The organism is Ottowia thiooxydans DSM 14619, assembly GCF_000422885.1.
Classification (GTDB): Bacteria; Pseudomonadota; Gammaproteobacteria; order Burkholderiales; family Burkholderiaceae_C; genus Ottowia; species Ottowia thiooxydans.
Map to the genome: position 1 here is coordinate 1 of NZ_AUGX01000016.1, position 23,593 is coordinate 23,593.

A 23,593-nucleotide genomic window follows, 5' to 3' on the forward strand; every position below is an offset into this window, starting at 1 on the left:
CGTAAGCGGTCAATAAACCCCGCCCTTGAACAGAGGCTTGTGACCTGAGAGCCTACGTTCCCACATAGACCAACGTGGGAACGTAGATGACAGACGAATTGAGTGAGCTCAGGCGCCGACTGGTGGTGGGACGCAAGAGCGACGGGCGCAGCGTGTACGACGAAGGGGCGAAGGCTGAGCTGGTGGCCTTGTGTCGACAGCCAGGAGCATCAGTTTCTCGCCTTGCGCGGGAGTGCGGCGTGAATGCCAACCAGGTCAGCCGCTGGCTTCGTGAACATGAACGCGATGCCCGTGCGCGGCATTCGGTGGCCAACGTGGCCCCAACGGCGGCGGCGTTTGTGCCAGTTGCATTGCCACCGGTATCGATGCCTGCGCCTGCGCCTGTGATGGACATGCAGGCACGTTTGCCCAATGGCGTGGTGATCGACATGCGTGGTCTGGACCTGAGCAACGTTGGCGAAGTGATTCGAGTCTTGGGGAGCTTGCGGTGTTCCGCTTTGACGAAGGCATGAAGGTCTACCTGCACCGCGAACCGGTGGACTTTCGGCTCAACATCAATGGCCTGGCTGTGTTGGTGGAGCAGGCGCTCGGTCTGAATCCGTTTGCCTCGTGCGTGTATGTGTTCAGCAACCGTCGGCGCGACCGTATCAAGATTCTGGGGTGGGAGCGCAACGGCTTTTGGCTGTTGCTCAAGCGGCTGGAGAAGGACCGGTTCATCTGGCCATCGGCACAGGCCGTGCCCACGCTGACCATCGAGCAGTTGCACTGGCTGCTGGAGGGCATCGACATCGAGGTGGTGCAACGCCACCCCCATCTGCGCTACACCAGCGTGGCTTGACCCAATGGTGAAGGAACGATGATGGGGCATGCAGATCCAAGTTGGCGTGTCATCGCTTGTCTCCATCACCGCTGAAGAACTGAGCGCCCTCATCGCCGAACGTGATGCGCTTGCCGGCGCGCTGCGGGTGGCCACCACCGAGCGGGATTTGGCGCTGGAGCGGCTCAAAGCGTTTCAACGCCAACTGTTCGCCGCCAAGAGTGAGGCGCGCAGCACCGACCAGAAGGACTTGTTTCTCAACGAGGCCGAGGCACTCGCGCCCACCGTGCAGACGCTGCCGGCACAGACCGATGAAGAGGCATCGACACCGGTGGCAGGCCACCAGCGCAAGAAGCGTGGGCGCAAGCCGCTGGACCCCGCACTGCCACGTGAGGTCGTGCGTCACGAGTTGCCCGAGGCCGAGCGCGTGTGCGCCCATGATGGGCACACGCTGGTGGAGATTGGCGCGGAGGTCAGTGAGCAACTCGACGTCATCCCCGAACAGGTGCGCGTTCTGCAGCACCACCGTATCAAGTACGCCTGTCCTTGCTGCGATCAGAGTTTGAAGGTCGCACCGACGCCGGCGCGCGTCATCCCGCGCGGGCTACTCACTGAAGCTGCGCAGGCCTGGGTCATCACCGGCAAGTACCAGTTCGGCATGCCGCTGTACCGCACGGCCGCGTTGCTGCGCCGCTTTGGCGGCGATATCGCGAGCAACACCCTGGCCGCCGGCGTTGTGCGCATCGGCCAGGCCGTGCAACCCGTGATCAATCTGCTGCGCGACCACCTGCTCGACTCGGACCTGATCTATGGCGACGAGACCACGGTCCAGGTGCTCAAGGAGCCCGGTCGCAAGGCGCAGACCAAAAGCTACATGTGGGCGCAGATGAATGGCCCCGGCACCGGGCCACCGGTGCGGCTGTTCGCCTATGCCCCAGGCCGAGGTGAGGTGCATGCCAAGAAGCTGTATGCGGGTATCCGGCCTGGAACCACGCTCGTGAGCGATGGTTACCAAGTCTATGACGGCATCGCCGCAGACCATGGATTGACGCATCTGGGGTGTTGGGTGCACGCACGTCGACCTTTCATCAAGGCAGAGGAGGCCATACCGAAGGCGGCGCGTTCGCCCGATCAGGTTGCCACCCGTTTCGTGCAACTCATCGGCAAGCTATACCGGGCGGAGTCACTGGCCCGGGATTGGAAGCCTGCACGTCGGTTACGCCTGCGCTCGCGCTACAGCGCCCCTGTCGTGCGAGAGATCGAACGCTTGCTTCTCGCGAACTTGCACAGCGTGACTCCCTCAAGTCTGCTGGGCGAGGCACTGCACTACTTGCACGGGCAGTGGCCCAAGCTCATTCGGTTCCTGGACAACGGCGCCTGGCCACTCGATTCCAACCCGGTGGAGAACGCCATCCGGCCCTTCGTGGTGGGGCGGCGCTCCTGGTTGTTCGCCGACACGGTGGGGGGCGCCAATGCCAGCGCCAATCTGTACTCGCTCATCGAGACGGCCAAGGCCAACAACATTGAGCCCTCCCGTTACCTCGCCGCGCTGTTCAAGAAGCTTCCATTGGCCCAGACCGTCGATGACTATGAAGCCCTTCTGCCTTGGAACATCGTCCTCGGCGCACCGTGAACCGCGCACGGTACACATCCCTCAAACAGCACAAGGGCGGGGTTTATTGACCGCTTACTGCGCATCCACACCATGAATTGCGCGCATCAAGGCTTCCCTCGGAGCCGGGCCGCCGATGAAGCCTGAATCCGCACAGTTGATGAATCGCAACCGCCCTTCAGTATTGCGCAGCATCAAGTTGGTCATCTCCGCATTGCAGAAACGGCAACTGGCGTCGTAGTAGAGAGTGAGCGGGAATTTGATCGTGACGTCTTTCATTTGACTCTCCTTGTTTTGTTATTTCTGTATAAACAGAAATATGATCTTCAAAAAGAGGCAGGGCGCAGCCTGCCGTATGGAAAATTAAAGGGAAGGGGCTTGAGGGCCTGTGGAATTTCCTCGTCAGCGGTTGGTGTCTGAGCTACCGCGTACAAAGCGCTGCACGCTGGCACCCAGGCCCAGTATCTTGTCGAGCGTGCCGGGTGAAAGGCGCAACATTTCATCGGCCCACGCCCCGAGCTTTTTCATGAGATCGAGCGTGGAGCGGATACGGTCTTGTGCATCCGCAGTTTCGCGGTCGAACTCGGGGCTTTGCACCAGCGTGGAGAGCATGCGGATGGTGGGGTCGAATTCACGCTCTTTGCGCTCTCGCACTATGGTGCGAAACAGCTCCCAGACATCCACGCTGGTCTCAAAGAAGTCACGCCGATCGCCGAGCACGTGAGTGGTATGCACCAGATTCCAGGCCTGCAGCTCCTTGAGGCTGTTGCTCACATTGGAGCGAGCTACACCGAGTGTTTCACAGAGCTGCTCGGCGTTGAGTGGCTGGCCATGAACGAACAGCAGGGCGTGGATTTGCGCCACGGTGCGGTTCACGCCCCAGCGCGAGCCCATCTCACCCCAGTGCAAGACAAATTGGCGTTGAATTGTGCTGAGTTCCATGGATCTGATTCTATGACAGAAATTTCTGTCTGAACAGAAATTCTTTGTTGATCTCTCAAAACTGGCGTCTGAATGTTGCTCTATAGGGGTCCTGATCAACCTCGAGGGGCAGATAGGGGGTAGGGTAAGTCGAACACCCGAATGACGCAGACGATGGCAGTGCCTTGGATGCCAGAGGTGCCGGCACTGGTAGTTGTGCACTATTGCCACTCACGGGCTGCCTGCTCGGTACCAAATCAGCGTAGGTGACATTGGGGCGTGCTATGTAGAGTGCGTTGTAGCCACGATTTAGCAAAAACGCTGGGTTCCGTGTCCCCCGATGATGGTGATCATGCAGAGGCTTCGAGCCACCATGGAGTACGTAGAATTTGCTGGGCGAAGTATAGGTTTTGAAATAACCTGCCACTGCGGGATCTGAGGAGCACGCCCAACCGGTGTGCCCTTACAGCGCTGCAATAGGCGTCAAACCTTAAATAATCTTAAATATTTATACGCCAAAAGGGACGCCATGAAAAATTCACCTGATGACGCTAGAAAATTAATAGAAATTTTCTTCGGAGAAATGAACTCCTGGGGCAAAAAAGTAATAGAACTATACAAGCAGGAAAATGGTGGTCCTCAGAAAAATGAGGAGGCCCTTCGTGCTGAATTGAAATTAATATTCGATAAGTTCGTAACCATTCGAGAGCGTAAACAAGGGAGAATATCTGTAATGGCAGTTTCCATCGGGGCTCCAGATTATGATTCGCAGTTAGAGAGGATTTCTGAAGTAAAACAAAATGGCACTGGGTTTATTGTAGAAACACAAAAAAGCTATCCGCACAATTATGCTGAATTGTATAGATATAAAATTAAAAACTCAGATGATGGGCTGCGCATAGATTCAAAAGAAAGGTACAGTGAGTTTGGTGGGAAATGGGTTGCGGGAATTATTTGATTTAATTGCTGCTCACGCCGATTTCCGCGACCTCTATAGCGGGAGAGAATTAAAGCCCCAAGGACGTAATGCATGCTTAACAAGATCATCTGGCGGGAAGACGCTGTCATTTCAGTAAAGTTGCGTGACGGCCTGCATATGCTGGCGCAAATGCGCCGCAACCATTTGATGCAGTTCTTCAACATCCGCAGCTCCGACGGGGTCTGGGCGAACGTGGATCTGAGCAACATCGAACCGATCTTCTGCATCTTCGTCGCCGAGCACAAATTCAAGAGTCTCTTCGAGAGATGGGTAGCCGCCGAGGATGCCAAGCCATCTGCCTGTGAGATTCCGAGGCGGATGCTTAGCGCAGAAATTCTTCTTCCGGGAGATGATGGAAGGGTGCCGTTCAACGTTCAGCTGATCGAACTGGGCGACGATCTGGAGGCGTGGAGTGCCCAGGTTGTCCGTTCGGGCATCACGAAGGATGATCTGGATGTGATCTACCGGCATGAATTGGATGGCATGTATGGCGATGCCGAAAAGTTGAAGAAGCGGCTCATCAGGTTCTTCGACACGGGCGTCAACTGGAACGACGAGTTGTCCTTTATCTTTCCCGGCATCCCACTGCCGCCGCCGCAGAAGTGATCCATCGGATGATGGTGTTGGTGGTGCGACGTGGGTAGGCGAATTGAACGATGCAATCCAGACTACCGCCGATGCCCGTCGATGGCATCAACTGAGAGGTGCCTTTGCCCCTGACGTGGGCCTGTGTCATTAAATCTGCCGGGTACTGTTTGCCTGAATCTGATTTCAACGGATTTATATCTTCAGCGACCTCCAACTCAGGACTATGGCGCCTCTGAAAAATCCCTCGCCGCTCGGATGATTACGCCCCAACTCCTAACCCCCAAAAACCGATGCCACAAAAAATTAATAACCCAAAAAAAATTAGCAACTTCCCAAGTCTAGATTTTCGTATGCGGAGGCTAATTAAAATTAATATCAAAGAAAAAACAGCCAAAGATCCAAAAATGATCTTTTGAGTTAAAGGGATATCCGCCGTTAGCCCTAATGGAATTCCCACGAAAAACCCGGTTACTAATAAGAAGATGTATTGAATTATTTCCATGAAAATGGCTAGGGGAACTCTGAAAAACCCATTCGGATGCAGGGCGCTGACCCCTATCACTCAATGAGGAAAACGTAGAGGTGTGATTGACATGAAAAAATATATTTTAAAATCATCGGAGATTTAGGTGCTCAATTTTAACCACGCATTTGTAGGACTCCATGTCTATCGGGGATTTATATTCCATTCTCATATGAGTATTATTCTTGTTGAGTATCGTGCTGACTGATTTTTGATCAATTGGTTGAATTGAAATGTAGTCTGGCTCATGAATTTTGAACGCAACTCCGTCTCCCGAAGCTAGCAGTCTATTTTTCATCGGGGTTTTTTTGAAAAATATACTTCTGTCCGCGGATGCTAATAGTTCATGCATAGATCCTTTTTTTCCAAAAGGATAATTTCTATCAATTCCCTTGATTCCCATGCCAAACGAAACCCCAGATCCTACAAATTTCCCTTTTTCACATTTCCCAGGTTCAGATATCCATGAATACTCGTACCTGTCTGGATAGCTATTTTTCCCCCATTCCCACATTTCTCTTTTAGGAAATGAAAAGAAAGCGACTGCCCTGGTCTTTGAGTAAGAAGCCATGCAGACTTCACTTAATTTAGTGGTCTCGCATCCAAAAGAAACGATAGGTAAATAAAATACAAAAGCAAGAAGTATGTTCTTCATTTATAAGCTTGTTGTGTATTCAAGAAGTCAATCTATCAAAAAAAAGCTTCGGATCGACATTTGATTTTCAAGGTAATTTCCTCATGGAAAAATATCAAGTTCACTTGTTTTTTGTTCTAAAAACAAAGTAACCAATAAAGCAACCGACAAGCGATGCAATTGAGGTGAGCATGGAGATTGCAATCTCAATCATCGATGCGCCTCCGCCCTCATAGGGCGTGCAATTTAATTCGGCAAATATAAATAAAATAGATGTGATTGCGCATCCGCCTATAACTGCCGCTCTAGGGTTAATTATATGAAATATTAATGCAATGAAGATTGATGGAGTCAAGAATAAAAAAGTATCAATAAATTTTTTTGAAAATATTGATTCAAAGCAATTGAACTTATAAATCCCAATAATAATTAATATTATAAATATGCTTAAGCTGATGAGGTGTATTTTTTTATTTTCAGTCCGCATTAAGTATCGCCGTAGTTGATTTTTATTTTCAACGAAATGAGGTTGTATCGTAGGTGTGAGTATTGTGGGTTGTTGTCACGACTAAAGATATTTTTTGTTTTTTAAAATTTTAAAAAATGCAATCCAAGAGAACAATAAAGTTAGCGTGATCGGGAAGGATATAACGAAAATTGCAGGGTATATATCTGTTGAATTGAAGGCATAGGTTGAGTCGTTCATGTCTTGTGGGTTGTATTTGATAGGGATTGGTTTTTTATTTTTGAAATAATTTTCAAACTTGGATATATCCCGCTGACTCACACTATGCCAAACCCTTCTTGCTATACCGATTTTTTCTCCGATTTTCTCGGAGTTGGCTGTTTTGTATTTGTATATTGCATGCATCTCTCCTTTTTTGGTTTCTATGTTTAGTAAAGTCCCGGAAGAGTTTTCCCATTTACTTATTTTTAAGAAATCTGAGATGAAATTACTGCATTCTATTATTAAAAATAATGAGCCGAACGCTAAAAATGTCGCGCAAAGCCAACCTGCTATGGATTCGGGCCATAGCGCTTTTTCAATTATTTCAATTGCAGATTCCATTGTCATTTAAGGACGCTCCAAGTCTTCTCTGGGTCTCGAAAAAGCAGATGATCCGCAGGCAGAGCGAATCGTTCAGAGATTGATTACCTACGGACACCCCATCATTGAGGCCAATGGAGCAATAAATAAAACCCCATAGACCGCATTCAGTCGAGAACAAAGGCCATGCGCTATGCACTTTCGGTTGAGGGTACTGTATCGACTCCGCGAAATACCGCCCAGCTGAGTGCTGCCGTGATCCACGCCGCTACACCGCCGTACAGCATGACCCAGCCGAAACCTTGAGTGAGCGCGCTCTGGATGATCATGCTAGCGCGCTCCGCATCTGCAACAGCGGCCACTGCCTGCACTGCGGTCGCTGTATTGCCCCCGGCTAGACGTTCAGCGAGGTCGCGAAGTTGTGCCGCATCCAGCGATAGTCCCAAAGATGTCCGTAGGGCGGCGGTCAGGCCCGCAACCAACACCAGCCCCATTCCGGCGATATTGATGGCGAGTGTGATGAGACGCGCGCTCACATCCATACCCGATGCCATGCCTGCACGATGGGCGGGAACTGCAGAGGTCGTCATGCTGGTTGCCGGAGTGGTTGTCAGGCCCAGGCCTATACCGGCCAGCAATGCGCCGGGCAGTACAGGCCAAGATCCCTGTTCAGTGAAATGGCTGCCCAGCTTCATTAGAAAAAAACCCAGGCCAATCAGGAAGAGGCCCCCAGGAATCACGATACGCGCGTCATATCGCAACAGCAACCATTGGGCAACCGGCGGCATCAACAGAAAGGGCACGGTATAGGGCAGCAAGGCCAGTCCGGCCGACGTGACATCCATACCAAGCCCAGCTGTGAAATACAGCGGTAGATAAATCATGAAAGGCCAGTAGCTGAAATTCATTCCAACGCAGCCCAGGATGGCACCGGTGAAGTCACGAATTCTGAACACCGAGAAGTCGAACATAGGGTGTGCATGTGTCCGCTCAGCGATGATGAAGCCGGCCAGGCTCAGCGCGGTGACCACCAAAAGCCCTATGGCTGCGGGGCTGCCCCAACCTAAGCTCTGGCCTTGGGTGATGAGGAATGTCAGGCCAAGCACTGCCATGCTCAGCGTCAGAATGCCCCCCAGATCCAGCGGCTGATGCTGCGCCTGTGCATCACGGGATTCCGCTACACCTGCCCAGATCATTCCCAGGCACAGCAAGGCCAGCGGTGCATGAACCACGAAGACCCAGTGCCAGCTGGAAACGGCGACGATCGTGCTCCCAATGACAGGGCCAAAGCCCAGGCCAATTCCCGCCACGACTCCCCATACGGCGAATGCACGTGCGCGCTCTCGCCCCGCGGGGAATTGATGCGACAAGATGGCGATGGAGCAGATGAACATCGCACCACCGGCCATACCTTGAACGAAGCGAGCAACTATCAGGGCGGTCGTATCCGTTACCAAGCCGCACAACAGCGATGTGACGCCGAAAGCCAGCACCGTCAACGCAAAGACTTTGCGACGCCCATATCGGTCAGCCAGCGTTCCAGTGGCCATTAGTACGCTGGTGCAGGCAATGGTGTAGGCATTCATGATCCACTGCATGTCTTGGAAGCTTGAACGTAGTTGCACCTCCAGCACCGGCAGGATGATGGGCACGCTGGAGATTTCCAGGCCAAACATCAAGGCAGCGAGGCAGACTGCCGTTAGCGTGAGCGAGGAATTGCGAGCGAGATGCATGGGTTTGCAAGGCCAGGAGAAGGAAAGGACGCCATTCTGTAGACTTGCAACTCATGGCGCAAATGATTAAATTTCGCCATACTCATTTTCCAAATTCATGAATTGGTAGCCATGGCGTTTGATTCCAGCCTGTTGCATACTTTTATCGCCGTGCATCAAGCGGGTGGCTTTACGCGCGCGGCTGAGCAACTGCACCTCACGCAATCTGCGGTTAGTCACCAGATACGGCGTCTGGAGGAAATCGTAGGGCGACCACTGCTTCACCGGACCACGAGACGCCTCAGCCTGACTGCTGATGGCGAGGACTTTCTAAGACTTGCGCAACGCATCCTCAAAGCTCAGGATGCACTCACCCAGCACTTTCGTAGCTCACCGATAGAAGGGACTGTGCGTTTTGGTCTGCCTGAGGGCTTTTTGAGCGACAGCCTGCCTCGCCTTCTGCGCCAGTTTTCACGCACTTGCCCTAACGTGCGGCTGGAGGTCAGTGTTGGCTTGACCCAGGATCTGCCCGCTATGCTGCGCGAGCGGGAATTGGATCTTGCCGTTCTGGTGTCGCCCGCAGGTACTGTGCAAGGGCAACTGCTTCGTCGCGTGCCCATGGTGTGGGCGGCAGCGGACGACTTCGTGTGGTCTGGCACCTTGCCACTGGCCTATTCGCCTCCGCCATGCGTGAGCAGGCATATCGCGATTGACTCGCTCAACACCGCAGGCATTGCGTGGCACGGTGCGTTCAGTTCTCCGAGCCTGCAAGACATGCGTTCTGTCGTGCTGAGTGGTCTGGCCGTCACCGCATTCACGCGAGACAACTTGCGAGCCGGAATGACTGCGCTTGGCGTCAAGGATGGACTGCCTGTCTTGCCGGAACTGGACTTCACCTTGGTGCTGTCAGACACAGAACAAGAAGAGCCAAGTCCGGCGGTTTCTGAACTTGGTCGGTTGGTGTCCGCATTTGCGCGGACTCCATAGGCCTCTAGGCGCGTCGCCTGATTCAATAGATTCTCTTAGAGTCAGTGGCAGGCGATGTTTCCCACGGACATGAACTGTGAACTGACAGGTGCGTGTCGGTCAAGCGTTGTGCCGTCCAATGAACTCCAGCACTGCCTCGTTGAAAGCCGCGGGTTGTTCCCAGTTCGCGCAATGCCCGGCCTCTTTGATGATGACTACATCTGCATGTGGCATGTGAGAAGCCTGCATGCGAAGAAGAGCTGGGGGGGTGTACAAATCACCGTCACCGGTCAAGAGCAGGGCAGGTGTCCGGATGCTTTCCACACGAGCCCAGGTAAGTGCAAACGGACGCATGGGCGTGATTTTTTCAACCAATGATTCCCTGTTCAATTCAAGCCACGCCACCATGCCTGCGGGGTTGCCAGCGCGGTACGAGGGATGCAACTCCTTGAACTCCACGGGGAGGGCGTTGAATTGCGGTGGGCGCAAACGGCTATTCGCTTGCACGTATTCAGTTTCTGATTCATCTATGCCCAAATACGATGAAGCAATGGTGAGCGACCGCAGTTTCTCTGGGTAGACCAGGGCGAAATCCAGTGCAAAGAATGCACCATGGGCGAGAGCGACCAAGTGGATACGTTCTAGCCCCAGATGGTCAATGAGCTTGCGAAGGTCCTCACTCGCCATCCCGGGATCGTCCGGGTTCCCGGCCTCGGATCGGAAATAGCCGCGGCGAGAGTATCCAATGGCCCTGAAACCTGCGCGAGCAAATACCGGTTGCTGGTAACCCCATCCGGCCCCGCTCTGCGAGCCTGCATGCATGAACACGACTGGTTGCCCAGTACCGCCGGTGTCCCAATACCAAAGGCGTGCACCCCCGACATCGACCCAGCCTTGTTGGGCTGGTGCCTGCGATGGCATCGGTGCAGAAGTCCAGACAGGGGCAGTCTGTACAAGGGATCGTTTATTCATGGAAGCCCAGACTGAGGTTGATCCGTATATTTTCGCCATCAGAGCTCTTGTTGTCTCCGATCTCTGGTGCAAAGCAGCTATGCCCACGGGAATCGCTCGCACTGGATGGGGGATAAGAGCCGTTCAGAGCTTTACCGCCTTGCCGCCTCCCTTGGCGGACTGCGAAACCATGCGAACGTCAAAATGCCTGCGGATGGTCAGACTGCGCCAAACTCCGGAGAAGGGCAACAACGGACGGCTCAGGCGAGGCTTTTCGTACAAGGTGATGCGCCAGGCATGCGCTTCGCCGGGAAAGCTGAACGTCAATTGATTTGGTGGGGCAAGGGCCAATCCGCCGAATTGGCCCGAGTTGTATGGAGAACCCACGCTGGCGGTATCCAGTATCTTGAGGTGGGCATCCAGCAAGTGCAGATTGACGAAATCTTCATACCCGTTTTCGTCTGTGATTACCAAAAGAAAAAGATCCAGCCATGCAACGGCTGCCTGAAGCTTCGCGCCATCAAGGCGTATGCCGGTAGGCGCTCCTTCACGCCATAACTGGCATTGGTAGTCACCTTCAGAAGTCACGGTGAACTGGTCAGTGACTCGCAAGGGGCTCGGTGATGCCTGGATTTCGCGCTTCAAAGCTTTGACTTGAAACTCGTGGCGGCTCTGCAAAAAGCGACTAGCTTTTGGCGCGCACGCCGCCACCAAGGAACGACACAGGACGCTCGCGCAGACATCTCTGTTGCCGGTAGATGAAGGGTGCTTTCAAGCGACGTGATCATTCGCGCCATGATGCACGATGTCGCTCCTGCTTGCGTTTGAGCGCCAAACAAAAAAGCCCCGACTCCTTGTGGAGCCGGGGCTTTTAGGGGATCGCTTTAAACTGCTTTTGACAGATCAAAACTTGGTTTTGGCGGAACAGGCGGGATTCGAACCCGCGGAGGGCTATTAACCCTCACACGCTTTCCAGGCGTGCGACTTAAACCACTCATCCACCGTTCCGGAACCCGCTATTCTAGCAATAGTTTTGGCCTGCTCTGGCTGTGTCTCGAAAATCAATGGGCGGTGTGGATCTTTCAATGGCCTTGTTGATGCCGGCGGCGCAGCCATCCGAGTCCCAGCGCAGCTGTAAGCAGTATCAGCAAAGCCTGTCCCCACTGGCCCACAGTAGGGACGGGAGTGGCCGTCAGAGGTATGGCCACCAGCACAGCCGGATCATTGATGATGCCGTCAGCTCCCGTGAAGGTGTCATCACCCAGACCGTTGTCGGTGATGTCATAGCTCACCGTATGACCGCTCACGCTCACATTGGCCGGATCGTAGTAGACATCGGCAGCAGGTGAGGCCGGGGTCTTGCCGTATTTCTTCATCGTCAATCCACTGGTGCTTGGCCATGTAACGGACACCCGCGCTGTTTCACCAGGTTCGCAACCAGTCAGTGTGAGTCTCAAGCCGCCGTGGGGAGGGGCGATGCCGTTGAAAGCTGGCGGCGTGAATGCAATGGTGTTGTTGGGATCAAATGAACAACGTGGACTGCCAGAGACAATTTCGGCAGAGAGCACCCCTGCGCCTACCGCAGCTGGAATGTTGGAAAGCTGACGCAGCACGTAGGCAAATTGGCTGACGGAGCTTGCAGCGCTGGTGCCTCCTGTGGCGGTCACGGCGATGTCAACGGGTCCTAATGACCCAGCCGGACTGATGGCGGTGATTTGGGTAGGGCTATCGACGGTGATGGAGCTGGCGCCCAAGGTCCCGAACTTGACGGTCGGATTGCCTACGAAGTTGCTACCCGTGATGACTACCGAAGTGCCGCCAGCAGCTGAACCTGTGCCGGGGCTGATGCTGGTGACAGACGGTGCTGCGGCATAGGTAAACTGATCAGCGCTAGAAGTGCCGCTAGACCCTCCAGCAGTGGTGACGGTCACATCGTAGGTGCCCGCTGAATTGGCCGGGCTGACAGCGGTGACCTGGGTGGGACTATTGAACGTCACTGAGCCTGCCTGCGTGGAGCCGAAGCTGACCAGGGAGGTAGGCGTAAAGTCGGTTCCGGTGATGACGACCGAGCTGCCTCCGGCGAGCGGACCTCCACTGGGGCTGATGCCAGTCACGCTTGGTACAGCCAAGTAGGTGTATTGATCTGCAGCGCTGGTGGCACTGGTGCCACCAGGGGTCGTCACGGTGATGTGCACTGTTGCTGCTCCACCCCCTGGGACTACAGCCGTGATTTGGTTGTCATCGACAAGCGTGAAGTTGGGAGAGCTTGCCGCACCAAAGTTGACTTGAGTGGCGCCAGTCAATCCAGCGCCGTTCACCTGGATGGTAGATCCTCCGGCCAACGGTCCTGAATTGTTGGACAGAGATGAGACAGCCGGAACTGTGAAATTGGCGCAGGTGGTGACGTCGCTTAACGTTGGTGTGACCGTTGAATTGCTCGTCGTCAGCATCGCTCGGTATTTCAGATAACGCAGTCCATTGAACTGGGCGAGTGATGCAGCGCTCCCGGTGAAATAGGACGCTGAAGTGCTATCCGGGCCTACAAAGTTGAATGGGCCGGTGCTTGAGTTGCTACCGGCTACCTGAAACCTGACCTCGGTATCTGCCGGACGACTCGCGGTCCAAGACAAGGTGTTCCAGATTGGCGTAGCGCCTGCGGGAGGGGCGCTGTCGCGGACGGATGATTCATAAGTTCCATTACTCAGGTAGTCCTTTGTGACGTAGGTGTTGAAAACCGCATCGGTGGGATTGCCAAAGTACCGCATAAGGGACCATGAAGTGCCGCCATTGGACCCATTCAGCCGATCGCCTCCGCCATATCCGTTGCTGCTGCGAGTGATGTAGTAATTGCCGCCCGCGGGTGGGTTCGATACTGGTCGTACCACCAGCGCATATTGCACACCAGCTGTGACAGGGTACGGGGCAGTGAAGGTGGCGCCTCGGGGCGTCCCATAGGGAAGGGAAAATCCAGGAATGGTGCCGCTTGCCAAATCAGGCCCCACCGGAAGGCCATTGGAAGTGGCGCGCAGGCTCAGGATCAGGTCGGGAGGGGTTCCTCCACACCCTGAGCAAAAGAGGTAAAGCTCGGCCCTGGTCAAGGATCCAGTCACCAGGGGCGTAAAAGTTTGTCCTGTCCAGGCTTGTGTGTTGAAGCCATTGCCGTCTCCAGCCCCCGTGGTGTTCTGCACATCCAGCGCCTGAATACCCGGCAACACGATGCTGCCTGGGTGGCCAATGAGGTCTAACTGAGAGGCCGTACCACTCTGAAAATCCGCTTGAGTGGTATCGCTAGCGCAGGTTTGAGCTTTGCCGGAAGCGCAGAGCAGGAGCGCGAACATAAAAACCAGAACTTTGGCTAAGTACCGTATGGACATGATTCAGCGGCGTGCGTTGGCGGAGACCGCTAGGATAGCTCAAGGTGAATTAATTTATTACAAAATTCAAGATGTGTTAGCTCTTACGTGAGCAGGCGCACTACGCAGGGCTGTGCCTTTGTAGAGAGTTGAAAGCCAAAAAAAACGAGCCGTTGTGGCTCGTTTTTTGATCGTGGGGTTAGCCGGTCTAGGGCGTGGTGCGATTAGCTTGCACCATCTTCATCGCAGAGCCGATGAGCGCAGAAACCTCGGTCATGTTCGAAGGCACGATCAACGTGGTTTTCGAGTCTGCAGCCACCTTGCTGTAGGCCTCAACTGCTTTTTCGGCAACTTTGAGCTGCACTGCTTGTTCGCCGCCGGGTTGGCGGATGGCCGCAGCGACCCGTTCAATCGCTTGGGCGGTAGCCTCGGCCACGGCAGTGATCGATCCGGCTTCACCCTGCGCCTTGTTGATGATCGATTGCTTTTCGCCTTCTGATCTGGCGATGTACGCTTCGCGCTCGCCGGTGGCGATGTTGATCTGTTCTTGGCGGCGGCCTTCGGAGGCGGCAATCAGCGCGCGCTTTTCACGCTCGGCCGTGATCTGTGCCTGCATGGAGCGCAGGATTTCGGCGGGTGGTGTCAGATCTTTGATCTCGTAGCGCAGCACCTTCACGCCCCAGTTCAGCGCCGCTTCATCAATGGCTTGCACCACTTGGGCGTTGATCATGTCGCGCTCTTCAAAGGTTTTGTCCAGCTCCAGCTTACCGATGACGCTGCGCAGCGAGGTTTGCGCCAGTTGCGTGATGGCCACCACGTAATTGCTGGAGCCGTAGCTGGCGCGCATGGGGTCCGTAACCTGAAAGTACAGAATGCCGTCTACCTGCAACTGGGTGTTGTCTCGCGTAATACAAACTTGGCTGGGCACATCCAGAGGAATTTCCTTCAGGCTGTGTTTGTAGGCTACGCGGTCAACGAAGGGCACCAGAAAACTCAGGCCTGGTGTGAGCGTCGTGTTGTATTTTCCTAGCCGTTCCACCACCCAGGCATTTTGCTGAGGCACCACCTTGACTGAGCGAGTGATAAAGACGACTGCAATGACAAATAAGACGATTGCGATTTCCAAGGGGGAGTCCTTTCGGGGAGAGGGTGAGGGGGGTTACCAGAACGCAGAATGTGACTACGTTTTTAGATCACTTCAACCAGAAGGCGATTGCCTACTAGCTCGACCACGCGGTGCAGGCCAGGAATGGGGGTGACGCCAGGGCGGTGTATGACCGTCCATTGAGCGCCACGGTAGCGAATTTGCGCAGTGCCATCGGCATTCCAGCCAGGAACCTGTACGGTTTCTCCAATGTCAAGGTTCACGCTGCGCTGCGCGCGGGCTGAAGGGTCTCCTGGGCGCCGGCGGCGAGCAAAATAGCCGATCACTACGGCGCCGCCACCCACGAGCGCGGCAACCGTGAACTGCGCGGCCAGTCCCGCGCCTGCCATCGCGGCGAGCGCGCCAGCCACAAGGCCGATGCTGAGCATCAAAAGATAAAAAGTGCCGGTGAATAGCTCCAGGGCCACCATGGCGCCAGCGGCGATCCACCACATCGTCGATTCGGCCATAACGCCTCCTGTACTATCGATTCAAGATGGTCAGTGTGACCATCTGACGACATTCTGAGGCAAAAATTGCCTCAGACTCGGTATTGCCTTCTCAATTCCGTACACTTCGCCGCTGCATTGCCTACACGTGGCTGGAGCCTGCCTTATGAAATTCCGTTTCCCTATCGTCATCATCGACGAAGACTTCCGTGCCGAAAACAGCTCTGGACTGGGCATTCGAGCCATGGCTGACGCCATACAGGCCGAAGGCTTTGAGGTATTGGGTGCCACTAGTTACGGCGATTTGAGCCAGTTTGCGCAGCAGCAAAGCCGCGCCAGCGCGTTCATTTTGTCCATTGATGATGAGGAATTCTCCTCAGCCGCACCGGATCTTGACCCCGTAGTGGTGAATTTGCGTAACTTCATTCAGGAAGTGCGACGCAAAAACACTGATGTACCCATCTATATCTACGGCGAAACCAAGACCAGCCAGCATCTGCCCAACGATATCCTGCGTGAGCTGCACGGTTTCATCCACATGTTCGAGGACACGCCAGAGTTCGTGGCCAAGCACATCATCCGTGAAGCTAAAAGTTACCTCGAAGGTATTCAGCCCCCGTTTTTCAAGGCGCTGCTGGATTACGCCGAAGACGGCTCGTACTCATGGCACTGCCCCGGTCACTCCGGCGGGGTGGCCTTCCTGAAAAGCCCTATCGGCCAGATGTACCACCAGTTCTACGGTGAGAACATGCTGCGCGCGGACGTATGCAATGCCGTGGAGGAGTTGGGCCAATTGCTCGATCACGATGGCGCTATCGGAGAAAGCGAGCGCAACGCAGCCCGCATTTTTAATGCCGACCACTGCTTTTTCGTGACCAACGGTACTTCCACAAGCAACAAAATGGTTTGGCACCACACGGTGGCGCCGGGCGATGTCGTGCTGGTAGACCGCAACTGTCACAAGAGCAACCTGCACGCCATCATCATGACCGGGGCCATCCCCGTGTTCCTGAAGCCCACGCGCAACCATTTCGGCATCATTGGCCCTATTCCGAAATCTGAGTTCGAGCCTGAAACCATCAAGGCTAAGATTCGCGCCAACCCGCTGCTCAAGCATGTCGATGCAGATACGGTGAAGCCGCGCATTTTGACGCTCACCCAATCCACCTACGATGGCGTGCTGTACAACACGGAAACCATCAAAGGCATGCTCGATGGCTATGTGGAAAACCTGCATTTCGACGAAGCCTGGCTCCCGCATGCCGCTTTCCATCCGTTCTATGGCACCTACCATGCGATGGGCAAGAAGAGGGCGCGTCCAAAACAGTCCGTGGTGTATTCCACGCAGTCCATCCACAAGCTGCTGGCAGGCATCAGCCAGGCCAGCCATGTGCTCGTGCAGGACTCGCAGAACGTCAAGCTGGACCGCTACCTGTTCAATGAGGCGTATCTCATGCACACCTCGACCAGCCCGCAATACAGCATTATTGCCAGCTGCGATGTGGCCGCCGCCATGATGGAGCCTCCCGGTGGTACTGCCATGGTGGAGGAAAGCCTGGTGGAAGCGCTGGATTTCCGCCGCGCGATGCGCAAGGTCGAAGCTGATTTCGGCAAGAACGACTGGTGGTTCAAAGTGTGGGGCCCAGATAAGCTGAGCTCTGAGGGCATGGGCCGCGCTGAAGACTGGATTATCAAGAACGGCACCACCCGGGCGAGCAACTGGCACGGTTTTGGCAAGTTGGCGGCGGGCTTCAACATGTTGGACCCGATCAAGGCCACCATCGTGAATCCAGGCCTCGATCTTGATGGGAAATTCCACGAGACCGGTATTCCCGCTTCCATCGTGACCAAGTATTTGGCTGAGCACGGCGTGGTGGTTGAAAAGACTGGCCTTTACAGCTTTTTCATTATGTTCACCATCGGCATTACCAAGGGCCGTTGGAACACCATGCTGACCGAGCTACAGCAATTCAAGGACGATTACGACCGTAACCAGCCGCTCTGGCGCATCATGCCGGAGTTCTGCCAGCATCATCGTCGCTACGAGCGCATGGGCCTGCGCGACCTCTGCCAGCACGTTCATCAGCTCTATGCCAAGTACGACATCGCCAGGCTCACCACCGATATGTATCTTTCGGAGTTGCAGCCAGCCATGAACCCTTCGGATGCCTACGCCTGCATAGCGCGGCGCCAGGTAGAGCGGGTGGAGATCGATCAGTTGGAAGGGCGTATTACTGTCGGTTTGGTGACACCTTACCCACCAGGCATTCCGCTGTTGATCCCCGGAGAGGTGTTCAACAAGAAAATCGTTGATTACCTTAAGTTCGCGCGCGAATTCGCCCTGATGTGCCCCGGTTTTGAAACTGACATCCACGGTTTGGTGGAGGTAAAAGACGATGCGGGTGCGGTCCGGTACTACGCTGACTGCGTGTCTGAGGATGGCCGTCGTGGTCAGGTAGCGCCAACCACAACTATCCAGGACTCTCTGGATAACCAGAAAGATTCCCCATACGTGACTGCGAATTGACGAGGGCGGTTGATTCGATCGACAAGAAGGACTACCCTGGAGGCCTGTTAGGAGTCTGCCTTTGAGCAGGCTTCGCGCCTCTGCGGGGTTTATACAGGGGCAAACAGGCTTGCGTTCGTCACAACCGAAAAGGAGAACCAATGTTTCCTGAGTACCGCGACCTGATTCACAAACTGAAGATGGAAGATGCCCATTTCGCGCGTCTGTTTGAGAAACACCATGTGCTGGATCACCAAGTCAAGCGCATGACCGAAGGTCAGGAGCACGCGTCATCAGAGCAGATCGAAGTTTTGAAAAAGGAAAAACTTCTGATCAAAGACGAGTTGTATGTCATCTTGAAAAAGGCCGATCCTCAGGCTGTTTAAGCCTCCTCAGCCAATGAAACCCGCCACGTGAAATGGCGGGTTTTTTGCTTTTGGCCTTGAATAGGATCTTAGGTTTTCAAGATAGCCGTCAGAGCGTTGACCAATGCATCGCATTGCTGCGGCGTTCCTATGCTGATGCGCAGGAATTGCGCAATACGAGCTTGTTTGAAATGGCGCACCAGCAGGGCTCGCTCGCGCAAGGCGGCCGCAATTTGTGCTGCGTCATGCTTTGGGTGGCGTACAAAGACGAAGTTGGCTTGAGATGGCAGCACTTCGAAACCAAGAGCGCCAAGTTGTTCGCTTAGCGTTTCACGGGCTTTGATAACGTCTTGGCGAGTTTGCTCGAACCATTCCTCGTCTTCCAACGCTGCAATGGCGCCCGCGCTGGCTAGTCGATCCATCGGGTAGGAGTTGAAACTGTCCTTTACCCGTACCAGCCCTTCGATCAGCACGGCTTGTCCGCACGCGAAGCCCACTCGCAGCCCTGCCAGCGAGCGCGATTTGCTCAGTGTCTGTGCCACAAGAAGGTTGGGGTAGCGTGGCACTAGTGAAAGCGCAGAGGTCCCGCCGAAGTCCACATAAGCCTCGTCCACCAGGACCACTCGATCCGGGCAGGCGCGAAGCAGGCGCTCGATGTCGGAAAGAGGCAGGCCTATTCCTGTGGGCGCATTGGGGTTGGCCACCACAATGCCCGCACAACCTTCTGCTGCGCGTGCAATCAGGGCGTCAACGTCGATGCCCAGCGACGCGTCCACCGGCATCAATTCGGCTTCAATGCCGTAGAGCTGGGTGTAGACGCGGTAGAAGCTGTAGGTGACATCCGGGAACAGCAGCACTTGCCCCGGTTGGCGGAAAAAGGCGCAAAAAGCATGTGCCAATACTTCGTCTGACCCATTGCCCACAAACACTTGCCCTGGCTGAAGGCCATGGCGCGCCGCAACGGTTTGTCGCAGCGCCGTGGATTCAGGGTCTGGATACCGCTCCAGCCCGGAGGCCGCTGCTTGCCCGATTGCAGCAACCGCACGGGGGGAAGGTGGATAGGGGTTTTCGTTCGTATTGAGTTTGATCAGCCCTTCAATACGCGGCTGCTCGCCTGGCACATAGGGTTGAAGCTCAGCTACGGGCGGGCTCCAAAAGGGAGGAGGGTTAGTTGGCATGAGTAAGCAATTCTTTGTGGCTGAAGCCGGTGGTGCCGAGGAAGGCGCCCCTAAACGAGATCACCGTTGAGTTACTTCGAAATCAAGAAACTCGCTTCGAGAATCCAGGATTATGCAGAGCCCTGGCGCATGGTTTATGGGGCGGCTACGAAGGGGTAGCGCAAAGACTGAAGGTCACTGTGGCAACGCAATCACTGCAGACGAATGTAACGCTCGGGCGAGAACCTCAAAAATCCGATCGTCTGAGGATTGGGCCGCATTGAAACGCAAGAAATTGCTTGCGCTTAATGATTGGCTGAATGCATTGCCAGGTGCCAGTACGACATCTTCCTTCAGGCAAAAGCGTGCCACGGCTGCTGCGTCTGTTCCCTTCGGTAATTGGCACCATAGGAACATGCCCGCTTGGGGTGTCAGCCATGGCGTAATACCCAGGGTATTGAGTTTGGCTGCAGTCTTTGTCCTGGCTTCAGTCAGCCTCAGCCTGAGACTTTCCAAGTGCCGGCGGTAGCCACTGTCGGTGAGGGCGGCCAATATGATTTCGGCGGCTAGCCGCCCGCCACCGAAGGAGGTGGCAAGCTTCAGGTCAGAGAGACTTTCTATCCAGTTCGAACGTGCGGCAATGTAGCCGCAGCGCAGGGACGCAGATATCGTTTTCGAGAAGCTGCTGATATGGATGACGCGCGAAAGACCGTCAAACGCGGCCAGGCGGGGAGCGGGCGTGGCTTCGAAGTCGCAGAAGATATCGTCTTCCACGATCACCACGTTCGAGCTTTCCGCCAGTTTCAGTACCCTGTGGGCTACGGCGGGCGAAAGCGTCGCACCTGTGGGGTTGTGAATGCCTGAATTGGTGATGTAGAGCCGTGGTGTGTGTTCCCTCAAGGCCGCTTCAAATTTTTCTACATCCGGCCCGTTGGGGGTGTAAGGGACACCCACCACGTTTGCACGATGCGCCTTGAGCAAAGCGTGGAAATTGAAGTAACAGGGGTCATCCACTAAAACAGTGTCGCCAGGCTCCAGCAGGAAGCGACAGATCAGGTCAATGGCCTGCGTGCCCGATTCAGTGAGCATGATCTGATCCGGTGCTGCAGAAATGCCATTGCCTGCGAGCCGACGGGAAAGAAACTGGCGCAAACCCGCGTGGCCTAAAGGCGTGGCGTATTCGGCCAATGCCTCAGGCTTTGCCCTTGCCAGCGTTCGCAGAGCGCGGCGAACCCCTGTCTCGTACATCCATGAGGCTGGAAGCCAGCCGCATCCTGGTTTGAGCGTTGCTACATCAGCTTCAAGCGACTGGCGCGATACCCACAGCGGATCAATTTGCCTGTCCAGTTGCGGGCCGATCTTGGCGAGCGCAAGCGGCGCAACCGGCCCTGCTACGAAGAAGCCCGATCCGGGACGAGATGCGATGACGCCTTCGGCGGCGAGCCGCTCATAGGCTTCCACCACGGTGGAAACAGAGAGCCCCATGGCCTGCGCCTGGGCGCGCACAGAAGGCAAGCGGAATCCCGGCAGGTAGGCGCGGGAAGAAATTCTTGCTTGAATTTCCGCCATGACGGTCTGAATTCGCGTGGTGCTTTGCTTCATTTCTATTTGACCGTACTGGGTCTGTATGCATTACAGTTATTTTTAATTGTATTGGACTGTTGCTGGTTTACAAGCCTCATTGATGCTCCACTGGCTGGGTCATTGAAGAGGCTCCCATGGATGAGAAAAAACGCTCCCTAGCTCCCCACCCCACGAGGCTCGCTGCCCCCGCGTCGGGTGGTTCAACCAAGAAAACTGGCTGGATCAACGGCCTCATAGGTGTGAGCATCTTTGCAGGATCGCTGCCCGCTACCCGGGTCGCGGTCGCCGATTTCGATCCCACCTTCCTGACCAGCGCCCGCGCCACCGTGGCCGCCATACTGGGGTTGTTCTTCCTGTTGTTGTTGCGCCAGCCTTGGCCTAAAGCAGCCAACCTGCTTCCTCTGGGCATTACTGCCTTCGGCGTGGTGCTGGGATTTCCGTTCTTGACGGCGCTGGCGCTGCAATACGTCACCTCCGCCCACTCCATTGTTTTTGTGGGCTTGTTGCCGCTTTGCACTGCTGCGTTTGCGGTGCTTCGCGGAGGAGAGCGGCCGAGGCTGGCTTTTTGGCTGTTTGCGATAGCCGGCGCCGTGTTCGTCGCAGGCTATGCCGCGCTGGGGCGAGGGGAAGTGTCGCTTAAGGGCGATCTGCTGATGTTGGCCGCGGTGGTCGTGTGCGGCCTAGGATACGCGGAGGGCGCGCGCTTAACCCGCACGCTGGGAGGTTGGCAGGTGATCAGCTGGTCGTTGGCGATTGCGCTGCCTGTCATGCTGCCTATCGCACTGTTCACCATGCCGGCGTCTTTCGACCATGTGGGCGCACCAGCCTGGTACGGCTTGGCCTATGTGTCGATTTTCAGCATGCTGATTGGCTTTATTTTCTGGTATCGCGGTTTGGCCCAAGGCGGAATCGCAGCAGTAGGGCAGCTCCAGCTCCTGCAACCCTTCATAGGCCTCGCCCTGGCCGCACTGCTGCTGCATGAGAAGGTGAGCTGGATGATGCTCCTCGCCACGCTCGCAGCGGCCTTCTGCGTCCTGGGAGCGAAGAAGTACGCCGTCAGGTAGCTACCTAGCGTGATAAAACGGTTTCTATTGAGACGCGGCTCCTTCACCGGTTGGTCGGCCTCGCCCAACCCTACCCAGGAACCCTGATAAAACACCGATCGGCCATCTTGAAATGAATACATGAGCCTACGCGTTTCGGATGAACGCATCTGATCTCGCCGAGGGGCACACACCATGGACACGCCGCTTGCCCTCACCGGTTGGCCGGCCCCGCCCAACCCTCTCCCGCACGCGGGAGAGGGGGTAAAACCTTAGCGAAGCTCTGACGGCTGCGGAGCAGGCCATACGGGGCCACCGCGGAGCTGGCTTTGCCAGGCCGCTAGTGGCGTCCTCCTCAGGGGGAAGGCGCGTAAGCGACTCAGGGGGGCTTTTACGCTCCAGCAGTCTCTGCGCTAATGCCTGCAGTCTGGCTGAATCCACCGTCTACATAGGTGATTTCGGCGGTCACACCGCCAGCCAGATCGCTCAGCAAAAAGGCCGCCACATTGCCTACGTCATCGATGGTTACGTTGCGGCGAAGCGGTGAACCCGCGGCCACAAACCCCAGCAGCTTGCCAAAATCCTTGATGCCGCTAGCGGCCAAAGTTTTGATGGGGCCCGCACTGATGCCGTTGACGCGGATGGAGCGCCCATCAGGCGTGCGGCCAACCGCTTCCGCAAGATAGCGTACCGAGGCTTCCAGAGATGCCTTGGCCAGTCCCATGGTGTTGTAGTTGGGAACGGTACGAAGCGCACCCAGGTAGCTCAGCGTCAGCAGCGCGGCTTTGTCGTTCAGAAAGGGCAGGGCAGCCTTGGCCATTCCGGGGAAGCTATAGGCGCTGATGTCATGCGCGATCTTGAAAGACTCACGGGAAAGCCCTTCAAGGAAATTTCCAGCAATCGCCTCGCGCGGCGCGAAGCCGATCGCATGCACAAAGCCGTCGAACTTCGGCCAGGTGGCCGATAGGTCCTGGAACATCGCCGCGATCTGTTCATCGCTGCCCACGTCGCAATCGAATATCAATTTAGAGTCGAACTCGGCGGCAAAGTCGGTGATCCGCTCCTTGAAGCGCTCGCCCACATAGCTGAAAGCAAGCTCTGCCCCCTGGTTGTGGCAAGCACGGGCGATGCCGTAGGCGATCGAACGGTTAGATAAAACGCCGGTGATCAAGAGTCTCTTGCCAGCGAGAAAGCCGGTCTTCTGGGTCATGCGCAAACGCTCCTCAGTGATTTAGCGGCAG

General features: G+C 55.5%; 22 protein-coding genes and 1 tRNA gene. 9 read left to right on the forward strand and 14 right to left on the reverse strand.

Translation table 11 applies throughout. The annotated features are described in order from the left end of the window. Positions 1–86: 86 nt before the first annotated feature. The 3 genes from tnpA to tnpC are packed head-to-tail and all read left to right on the forward strand — an operon-like array spanning position 87 to position 2,450. The gene (gene tnpA / locus G518_RS0115205; protein ID WP_028603288.1) at positions 87–512 is read left to right on the forward strand and encodes an IS66-like element accessory protein TnpA; all 426 of its coding nucleotides are present in this window, start codon (positions 87–89) and stop codon (positions 510–512) included. Beyond that, positions 488–838 carry an IS66 family insertion sequence element accessory protein TnpB gene (gene tnpB / locus G518_RS0115210; protein WP_028603289.1) on the forward strand — a complete coding sequence of 117 codons (351 nt, stop codon included), beginning with the start codon at positions 488–490 and terminating at the stop codon, positions 836–838. The genes tnpA and tnpB overlap by 25 nt, the downstream gene beginning before the upstream one ends. A gap of 28 nt (positions 839–866) precedes the next feature. Next, entirely contained in the window at positions 867–2,450 is a 1,584-nt protein-coding gene (gene tnpC, locus G518_RS0115215; protein WP_036594857.1) for an IS66 family transposase, read from the forward strand. Positions 2,451–2,504: 54 nt separating this feature from the next. Here the strand turns inward: tnpC and G518_RS35305 are convergent, their stop codons facing one another. After that, positions 2,505–2,708 (reverse strand): DCC1-like thiol-disulfide oxidoreductase family protein, encoded by a 204-nt coding sequence (locus tag G518_RS35305; protein ID WP_051236746.1) that lies wholly within the window; start codon positions 2,706–2,708, stop codon positions 2,505–2,507. A 123-nt stretch (positions 2,709–2,831) separates the two neighbouring features. After that, positions 2,832–3,371 (reverse strand): GbsR/MarR family transcriptional regulator, encoded by a 540-nt coding sequence (locus tag G518_RS0115225; protein WP_028603291.1) that lies wholly within the window; start codon positions 3,369–3,371, stop codon positions 2,832–2,834. A 508-nt stretch (positions 3,372–3,879) separates the two neighbouring features. Between G518_RS0115225 and G518_RS0115230 the strand changes: the two genes are divergently transcribed. Then, positions 3,880–4,308 (forward strand): NTF2 fold immunity protein, encoded by a 429-nt coding sequence (locus G518_RS0115230; protein WP_028603292.1) that lies wholly within the window; start codon positions 3,880–3,882, stop codon positions 4,306–4,308. 72 nt (positions 4,309–4,380) lie between these two features. After that, complete coding sequence (locus G518_RS0115235) at positions 4,381–4,935, forward strand: hypothetical protein (protein ID WP_028603293.1); 555 nt, start codon at positions 4,381–4,383, stop codon at positions 4,933–4,935. A gap of 596 nt (positions 4,936–5,531) precedes the next feature. On the opposite strand, the gene G518_RS39960 is transcribed toward G518_RS0115235, so the two are convergent. The 3 genes from G518_RS39960 to G518_RS0115265 all read right to left on the reverse strand — a co-directional run bounded on the left by G518_RS39960 (position 5,532) and on the right by G518_RS0115265 (position 8,855). After that, on the reverse strand, positions 5,532–6,095 hold the full coding sequence (locus tag G518_RS39960; protein ID WP_156909408.1) for a hypothetical protein: 564 nt from the start codon (positions 6,093–6,095) through the stop codon (positions 5,532–5,534). A 547-nt stretch (positions 6,096–6,642) separates the two neighbouring features. Further along, positions 6,643–7,149: a hypothetical protein gene (locus tag G518_RS39965; RefSeq protein ID WP_156909409.1), complete on the reverse strand. Its 507-nt coding sequence runs from the start codon at positions 7,147–7,149 to the stop codon at positions 6,643–6,645. Between the two features lie 164 nt (positions 7,150–7,313). Further along, positions 7,314–8,855, reverse strand: a complete 1,542-nt coding sequence (locus tag G518_RS0115265; protein ID WP_028603298.1) for an MFS transporter — start codon at positions 8,853–8,855, stop codon at positions 7,314–7,316. Positions 8,856–8,966: 111 nt separating this feature from the next. Between G518_RS0115265 and G518_RS0115270 the strand changes: the two genes are divergently transcribed. After that, the gene (locus tag G518_RS0115270) at positions 8,967–9,821 is read left to right on the forward strand and encodes a LysR family transcriptional regulator (RefSeq protein ID WP_028603299.1); all 855 of its coding nucleotides are present in this window, start codon (positions 8,967–8,969) and stop codon (positions 9,819–9,821) included. A 99-nt stretch (positions 9,822–9,920) separates the two neighbouring features. On the opposite strand, the gene G518_RS35310 is transcribed toward G518_RS0115270, so the two are convergent. The 6 genes from G518_RS35310 to G518_RS0115300 form a co-directional block, all read right to left on the reverse strand. Beyond that, a complete protein-coding gene (locus G518_RS35310; RefSeq protein WP_169457952.1) occupies positions 9,921–10,772 on the reverse strand; it encodes an alpha/beta fold hydrolase in 852 nt (283 codons plus the stop codon). A gap of 123 nt (positions 10,773–10,895) precedes the next feature. Further along, positions 10,896–11,396, reverse strand: a complete 501-nt coding sequence (locus G518_RS38505; protein ID WP_156909410.1) for a hypothetical protein — start codon at positions 11,394–11,396, stop codon at positions 10,896–10,898. Positions 11,397–11,668: 272 nt separating this feature from the next. Beyond that, positions 11,669–11,759: transfer RNA gene (locus G518_RS0115285), tRNA-Ser, on the reverse strand. A gap of 74 nt (positions 11,760–11,833) precedes the next feature. Then, entirely contained in the window at positions 11,834–14,125 is a 2,292-nt protein-coding gene (locus G518_RS38510) for an IPT/TIG domain-containing protein (protein WP_051236752.1), read from the reverse strand. A gap of 187 nt (positions 14,126–14,312) precedes the next feature. Next, positions 14,313–15,230: an SPFH domain-containing protein gene (locus tag G518_RS0115295; RefSeq protein ID WP_028603300.1), complete on the reverse strand. Its 918-nt coding sequence runs from the start codon at positions 15,228–15,230 to the stop codon at positions 14,313–14,315. Positions 15,231–15,292: 62 nt separating this feature from the next. Beyond that, entirely contained in the window at positions 15,293–15,718 is a 426-nt protein-coding gene (locus G518_RS0115300; RefSeq protein WP_028603301.1) for an NfeD family protein, read from the reverse strand. A gap of 145 nt (positions 15,719–15,863) precedes the next feature. Here G518_RS0115300 and G518_RS35325 point away from each other — a divergent pair, with 145 nt between their 5' ends. Then, a complete protein-coding gene (locus G518_RS35325) occupies positions 15,864–18,224 on the forward strand; it encodes an arginine/lysine/ornithine decarboxylase (protein WP_051236754.1) in 2,361 nt (786 codons plus the stop codon). A gap of 140 nt (positions 18,225–18,364) precedes the next feature. Further along, positions 18,365–18,589, forward strand: a complete 225-nt coding sequence (locus G518_RS0115310) for an HP1242/YdcH family protein (protein WP_028603302.1) — start codon at positions 18,365–18,367, stop codon at positions 18,587–18,589. A 68-nt stretch (positions 18,590–18,657) separates the two neighbouring features. Here G518_RS0115310 and hisC read toward each other — a convergent pair whose 3' ends face one another. Together hisC and G518_RS0115320 are read right to left on the reverse strand one after the other, a co-directional pair. Next, a complete protein-coding gene (hisC, locus tag G518_RS0115315) occupies positions 18,658–19,746 on the reverse strand; it encodes a histidinol-phosphate transaminase (protein WP_028603303.1) in 1,089 nt (362 codons plus the stop codon). 174 nt (positions 19,747–19,920) lie between these two features. Next, a complete protein-coding gene (locus G518_RS0115320) occupies positions 19,921–21,327 on the reverse strand; it encodes an aminotransferase-like domain-containing protein (protein ID WP_028603304.1) in 1,407 nt (468 codons plus the stop codon). Positions 21,328–21,443: 116 nt separating this feature from the next. Between G518_RS0115320 and G518_RS0115325 the strand changes: the two genes are divergently transcribed. Further along, positions 21,444–22,373 carry a DMT family transporter gene (locus G518_RS0115325; protein WP_084651858.1) on the forward strand — a complete coding sequence of 310 codons (930 nt, stop codon included), beginning with the start codon at positions 21,444–21,446 and terminating at the stop codon, positions 22,371–22,373. Between the two features lie 370 nt (positions 22,374–22,743). On the opposite strand, the gene fabI is transcribed toward G518_RS0115325, so the two are convergent. Continuing rightward, positions 22,744–23,562 carry an enoyl-ACP reductase FabI gene (gene fabI, locus G518_RS0115330; protein WP_028603306.1) on the reverse strand — a complete coding sequence of 273 codons (819 nt, stop codon included), beginning with the start codon at positions 23,560–23,562 and terminating at the stop codon, positions 22,744–22,746. Positions 23,563–23,593: the final 31 nt, after the last annotated feature.